Annotated in this window: 8 protein-coding genes; all 8 read left to right on the top strand. The window is 64.0% G+C overall.

What is annotated here, in order from left to right; genetic code table 11:
• The coding region (locus KDH09_18255) for a hypothetical protein (GenBank protein ID MCB0221645.1) at positions 1–705 on the top strand (705 nt) is incomplete at its 5' end.
• A 6-nt stretch (positions 706–711) separates the two neighbouring features.
• The gene (locus tag KDH09_18250; protein ID MCB0221644.1) at positions 712–1,212 is read left to right on the top strand and encodes a hypothetical protein; all 501 of its coding nucleotides are present in this window, start codon (positions 712–714) and stop codon (positions 1,210–1,212) included.
• 266 nt (positions 1,213–1,478) lie between these two features.
• Positions 1,479–1,685, top strand: a complete 207-nt coding sequence (locus KDH09_18245) for a hypothetical protein (protein MCB0221643.1) — start codon at positions 1,479–1,481, stop codon at positions 1,683–1,685.
• 3 nt (positions 1,686–1,688) lie between these two features.
• The gene (locus KDH09_18240) at positions 1,689–3,536 is read left to right on the top strand and encodes a hypothetical protein (GenBank protein ID MCB0221642.1); all 1,848 of its coding nucleotides are present in this window, start codon (positions 1,689–1,691) and stop codon (positions 3,534–3,536) included.
• Positions 3,537–3,622: 86 nt separating this feature from the next.
• The gene (locus KDH09_18235) at positions 3,623–3,922 is read left to right on the top strand and encodes a hypothetical protein (GenBank protein MCB0221641.1); all 300 of its coding nucleotides are present in this window, start codon (positions 3,623–3,625) and stop codon (positions 3,920–3,922) included.
• Entirely contained in the window at positions 3,919–4,824 is a 906-nt protein-coding gene (locus KDH09_18230; GenBank protein MCB0221640.1) for a hypothetical protein, read from the top strand. Before KDH09_18235 ends, KDH09_18230 begins: the two co-directional genes overlap by 4 nt.
• Positions 4,821–5,018: a hypothetical protein gene (locus KDH09_18225; protein MCB0221639.1), complete on the top strand. Its 198-nt coding sequence runs from the start codon at positions 4,821–4,823 to the stop codon at positions 5,016–5,018. The genes KDH09_18230 and KDH09_18225 overlap by 4 nt, the downstream gene beginning before the upstream one ends.
• Positions 5,019–5,188: 170 nt before the next feature.
• On the top strand, positions 5,189–5,859 hold a 671-nt coding region (locus KDH09_18220), incomplete at its 3' end, for a hypothetical protein (GenBank protein ID MCB0221638.1).

Genomic DNA, 5,859 nt, shown 5'->3' with positions numbered 1-5,859 from the left:
GAGGCTGCGGTGGGCCGGCCTGTGGGCGACAGCGACAAGGCGATCGTATGGGGTCTGGACGTTGCGCGGTTCGGGGATGACAGCACGGCGCTGGCCAAGCGTCGCGGGTCTGGGCTTCTCGAGCCTGTGAAGGAATGGCGCAAGCTCGACTTGATGCAGACGGTGGGGCGGGTGGCTCGGGAGTATGACGAGACGCCGGTTGCGGACCGGCCTGGGGCGATCAACGTGGACGTGATTGGCTTGGGTGGCGGCGTGGTGGACCGGCTACGGGAGCTTGGCTACCCGGTACGGGGCATCAACGTGGGTGAGGCGGCAGCGACGGACCCGGCGCGGTATATGCGGCAGCGGGACGAATTGTGGTTCAAGGCGCGGGATTGGTTCGTGTCGATGGCGGTACGGCTGCCGAAGGATGACGGGCTGATTGCGGAGCTGGTGCAGCCGAAGTATCGGCTTGAGAGCTCGGGCAAGATCAAGGTCGAGTCCAAGGACGAGATGAAGAAGCGGGGGTTTCGCTCGCCGAACAAGGCGGATGCGTTCTGCCTGACGTTCGCGGGTGGGGACTATGCTGGGTCGGTGCATCGTCCGGTGCTGGCGACGGTGGACTATGACCCGTTTGCGGTTGGAACGCCTGATTTCGTGAGGGACGAGGAACGGCGTGGGAACCGGCAGGCGACGAGTGGGATTGACGACTATCGGCCGTGGTGAGGGGGGATGCTGACGCCGGTCGATGAGACATCATTGCTCTACGTGTGCCTGCGGCTACGGGCGCGGGACGCGCGGGAGATTTACAATCTTCGGCCACATGACAACCCGGTGCGACTGGCGAGTGAGGCGGCGTGGGTGCTGCCGCAGGGCCGGGCGCGGATCGCGTGGTATCAGGGTCGGCCTGCGGGTGTGGTTGGGATGTTCGAGTCCTGGCCGCGCATGTGGGAGATGGTGATGTTCGGGACGGACGAGTTTCCGCACGTTGCCTTTGCGATGATGCGGTGGGCGCGTCACGAGCTCCGGGATTTGCTGGTCAACGGGTGGGGTCATCGGCTGCAGGCCGATAGCCACGTCGAGCACGAGGAAGCGCACAAGTTCATCCGTGCGATGGGCGGGCGCGAGGAAGTGCGGCTGTTGAAGTACGGCAAGGACGGATCGGAGTATGTGCGATTTTCGTGGGTCGCGGGCGTGAACGATCACGTTGCGATGGGCCGCGCGAGCGTCTGAGTTTCCCTGACAATTCGAGCGACTTTAGCCAAGCGCCTGCGGGCGCGGGAGGTGTGAGATCTGTTTCGGTAAGAGCAAGAAGCAAGAGACTCAGCCGGTGGCGCCTGCGCCGGCCAAGCCTGAGCCGACCTGGTACGACACGGCGAATCTGGACACGCGCCGGACGGGCGCGCAGCCGGCCGCTGACCAGGCTGGTTCTCCCATTGGCTCGCTGGGTGGGACGGCTCCGGCCACCACGCCTGGCACGATTTCGGGGACGTATTGAGATGTGCTTCGCAAAGGCAAGCAAGCCGCCTGAGCCCAAGGCACCGCCGCCGCCTCCAACGGAGCGCGAGGGCGAGTTGCAGGGCTTGGCGGATCGTCGCCGGCAGACGGCAGCGGCTCAGAAGGGCGGGCTCGAGGGCTCGATCAAGACGAGCGCGCTGGGCGTGCAGGGCGCGGCACCGACGTTCAAGCCGACGCTGGGTGCGTAACCCATGGCCAAGGACATGCCGGACGACGACAAGCCCAAGGGCGAGAAGCGCAAGGGATCGTCGAAAGACATCGAGCGCTTGAAGCGCCGGTATGACTGGCTGAAGGCCGATCGCGGCACGTGGGAGGAGCATTGGGAGGATATCGCCACCCATTGCTCGCCGCGTCGCGTGGGCTTCACAGGGTATCGGACGCCGGGCGAGAAGCGGATGCAGCGGGTCTATGATCCCACTGGAATCCAATCGAACGAGATTCTGGCGGCTGGCCTGCACGGGATGGCGACGAACCCGGCGAGCAAGTGGTTCTCGCTGCGGGTGGCGGACGACGATCTGAACGATACGCCAGCGGTGCAGTCGTATCTATCTGCGGTTGAGCGGCAGATGTGGCAGGCGTTGTATTCGCCGGGCACGAACTTCACGACGGCGTTGCACGAGGCGTATCTGGACCTGACGGCGTTCGGAACGTCGATCCTGTTCGTGAGCACAACCGAAGAGGGATCGCTGCGGTTCCAGTCTCGGACGCTCAACGAATGCCTGATCGCGGAAAACTACTGGGGGCAGGTGGACACAGTATTCCGCTGCTTCGAGCAGACGATCCGGCAGGCGGTGCAGGAATGGGGCATCGACACGGTGTCCGACAAGGTGCGCGAGCGGTACGACGAAGGGTTCATGGATGAAAAGATCAAGATCATCCATGTGGTCTATCCGCGCGAGGAACGCGAATACGGCAAGATGGACCGGCAGAACATGCCGTGGGCCTCTTGCTACTTCGAGCACGAGTGCGAGCACGAGCTGGAAACTGGCGGTTTCCCTGAGTTTCCGTTCCTTGTGCCGCGTTGGAGCAAGATTTCCGGAGAGTGCTATGGCCGCTCGCCGGCCATGACGGCGCTCAGTGATGTGAAGATGTTGCAGGCCATGAGCCTGACGGTGATCAAGGCGGGGCAGAAGGTGGCGGACCCGCCGCTGTTTGTGCCCGATGATGGCATGGTGGGGCCTGTCCGGACAGTACCGGGCGGGCTCAATTTCTATCGGGGGCAGCGCGAGATATTCCCGTTGCCGACCAGCGACAAGCTGCCGATCACCTTCGAGATGATGGAAGGCGTCAGAAACCGTATCCGGTCGAGCTTCTACGTGGACGTGTTGCAGTTCTCGACGGACGCGGACATGACGGCAACCGAAGTCATGCAGCGCACGCAGGAGCGTATGCGGCTGCTGGGTCCGGTGGTTGGCCGGCTGGAAGCGGAAATGCTGGGGCCGCTGATCACGCGGGTGTTCGGCATCCTGACGCGCGAGGATCGCTTGCCGCGTCCGCCCGATGAAATCCAGGGCAAAGAGTTCACGGTCGAATACGTGTCACCATTGGCCATGGCCCAGCGCCAGACGGAAGCGCAGGGCATGGTGCAGGTGTGGCAGATGCTCGGGATGTTCGGCCCGGAGATCGCCGGCAAGGTGATCATGGAGAACCAGGACATCAACAAGACCTACCGCAGGTTGTGGGACATGTTCAACAATGATCCCGAGCTTCTTGCGGACGAGGAACAGATGGCGCAGGCGGCCCAGATGGGCCAGGCGGGGCAGATGGCCCAGCTTGCTGGCCCGATGACCGGCGCGGCGGAGCAGGGCACGCGGGCGTTGAAGAACCTCGCGGATGCCCAGGCCGGTGGCGGCGTGGATATCAACCAGATGATCCAGGCCATGACCGGAGGCGCACCGGGCGCGAGCGCCATGGGACTGCCAACCGGAGGCGTACCGACCGGCGCGGGCGAGGCGGCGCGCGACGCGGAGCTTGAACAGAACCCGCCCGAGGACGCGCAAGCGGAGCTCGAAGGGCTTCTGGCGGGGCTACAGCAGTAAGTCATTGATTTTGTGAGCGGCAAAACCGGCGAAATCCAGTGATTTCGTCGGAGGGGTTTTGCCGTTCCATCTGGCACGAGGATCGCATGGCACCACGAAAGCGGACCTCCGCACGCGGACAGTTGGCGGTGGCGGAGGCATGGCGAAGCATCGCGGCAAGCCCCGAGGGCAAGGCGGTGATCGCCGATCTGATGATGTTCTGTGGCGTGTACTCGCCTCACCCGACGAATGAGGCGTTCGAGTTGGCGCGCTGCGAGGGCCGGCGCGAGGTTGGGCTTCACATCACAAAAATGCTGGACCTCCGACCGTCCGACTTCCCGGAGAGGGCAACCGTGGAAGCGCGGCAGTTTGATGGTCTCTATGGACAAGGGGAATTGTGGCAATGAGCGGCGAAGGTGACACGCTTCTGACTGAGGGACTTGACGACTACAAGGACGAGGGGGATCCGGGCGCGGAGGCGCCGGTTGCCGAGAAACCCGCCGAGGCACCGGCCGCACCAAAGGCCGACGAGCCCAAGGCCGGCGATGGCACGTTCGACTGGCGGCAGCATCTCTCGCCGGAGCTCCGCGATGATCCGACGATCGGCAAGTACGATACCCTGGACGGGTTCGCGAAAAGCCACGTCAATCTGAGCAAGTTGCTCGGCGGCGACAAGGTGCCGAAGCCGCGCGACGAGAACGATCAGGAAGGCTGGGATCGCTGGTATGCCGCCAGCGGCCGGCCGGAGTCGGCGGACAAGTACGAGTTCGAGGTGCCGGCCAGCGCACCGGAGGGCTTCTATCAAGAGGAAGCCAGCCAGTCGTTCCGCAATTGGGCGTTCGCCAACGGGCTCAGCCAGAAGCAGGCGCAGAACCTCCACGACTCGTTCGTCAAGGATCAGCTCGAACGGTACGTCCAAGGCCAAGTCGCCATGACCGAAGCCAAGGCCGAAGCCGAGCGCAACTATCGTCGCGCCAAGGGCTCGACCTACGAGGCCGAGGTGGCCAAGGCACGCGCGGCCATGAGCACGTTCGCAACCGAAGAGGTGCGGGCGAAGCTGACCTCTACCGGACTCGGCAACGATCCGGTGTTCATCGACATGTTCGCACGCATCGGCGATCGCCTCGTTGGTGAGTCCCGGCTGCGAGGGCCGAGCGCGCCGACCGCGCCGATGCCCGAAGACATCGAGCGGAGCATTGCCGATTATCGCGCACGCAACCATGCGGCGCTGTATGACAGCAACCATCCCGCCCACGATCATCATGTGAAAGAGCTCTGGTCGCTGACGCAGAAGCGCCACGGCGCATGAGCGACGATCACATGATCCGCCTCGAGTGCTTGAAGCTGGCCTGGCCACGGGACATCGCGAATCCCGATCTGGTCACGGTCACAAAGCGCGCCGAGGCTCTGCTTGCCTGGGTCATGGCTGCGGATACCTCGCAAGAGCCCGCCAAGACAACCACACCCCGCAAGCGTACTGCCAAAGACCGGATACCGGCCTAGCCGCCCGGCAACCGCGTGAGTCGCCGATCGGGCGGTAAGCGAAGAAAACGGCCCGCGCTCCAGCGGACACCCGCGTTCGACCAAACCCAAAACAGCAATTCGTGATGAAGGAGAATGGGGCAATGAGCACCCAGATCACGACTGCTATGGTCGAGCAGTACAAGGCTAACGTGTACCACTTGACCCAGCAGAAGACCTCGAAGCTGCGGCGTGCCTGCCGCGTCGAGTCGGTCACTGGTAAGAATGCGTTCTACGAGCAGATCGGCAGCACGGCCGCCCGCGTCCGCACCTCGCGGCACGCTGACACGCCGCGCATGGACACCCCGCACGCACGGCGCAGGGTGAGCCTCCAGTCGTATGACTGGGCCGACCTGATCGATCACGAGGATCGCGTGCGTATGCTCATCGACCCGGCGTCGCCCTATGCGTCCGCCGCTTCGATGGCCATGGGCCGCGCCATGGACGATCTGATCATCGCTGCTGCTGACGGCACGGCCTACACGGGCGTGGATGGGTCTACTTCGACCTCCTACGACTCGAACATGACCGTGGACGTGCAGGTGCGCTGGCCGGGCGTCTCCGCCGATGACTGCGGCCTCAACGTCGCCAAGATCCTCGAGGCTGCGAAGCTGCTGGGTCAGAACGACGTGGACCCGGACGAGGAAAAGTACCTCGTGGTCAACGCGCGGCAGATCAAGTCGCTTCTGCAGGACACCAAGATTTCGTCGGCTGACTTCAACGCGGTCAAGCCGCTGGTCTCCGGTGAGGTCTCGATGTTCGGCGGCTTCACGATCATTCCGTGCAACCGTATCGGCACCGATGGCAACAGCGACGACAAGTG

The sequence above is a fragment of the Chrysiogenia bacterium genome, from assembly GCA_020434085.1.
Classification (GTDB): Bacteria; JAGRBM01; JAGRBM01; order JAGRBM01; family JAGRBM01; genus JAGRBM01.
The sequence above is the reverse complement of the archived record's forward strand: the minus strand, read 5'-3'. Positions and strand labels throughout refer to the sequence as shown.

Coding starts and splice junctions, on each gene's coding strand:
- KDH09_18230 (MCB0221640.1), top strand. CDS start 3,919: ATGAGCGGCGAAGGTGACACGCTTCTGACTGAGGGACTTGACGACTAC.
- KDH09_18240 (MCB0221642.1), top strand. CDS start 1,689: ATGGCCAAGGACATGCCGGACGACGACAAGCCCAAGGGCGAGAAGCGC.
- KDH09_18235 (MCB0221641.1), top strand. CDS start 3,623: ATGGCACCACGAAAGCGGACCTCCGCACGCGGACAGTTGGCGGTGGCG.
- KDH09_18245 (MCB0221643.1), top strand. CDS start 1,479: ATGTGCTTCGCAAAGGCAAGCAAGCCGCCTGAGCCCAAGGCACCGCCG.
- KDH09_18250 (MCB0221644.1), top strand. CDS start 712: ATGCTGACGCCGGTCGATGAGACATCATTGCTCTACGTGTGCCTGCGG.
- KDH09_18225 (MCB0221639.1), top strand. CDS start 4,821: ATGAGCGACGATCACATGATCCGCCTCGAGTGCTTGAAGCTGGCCTGG.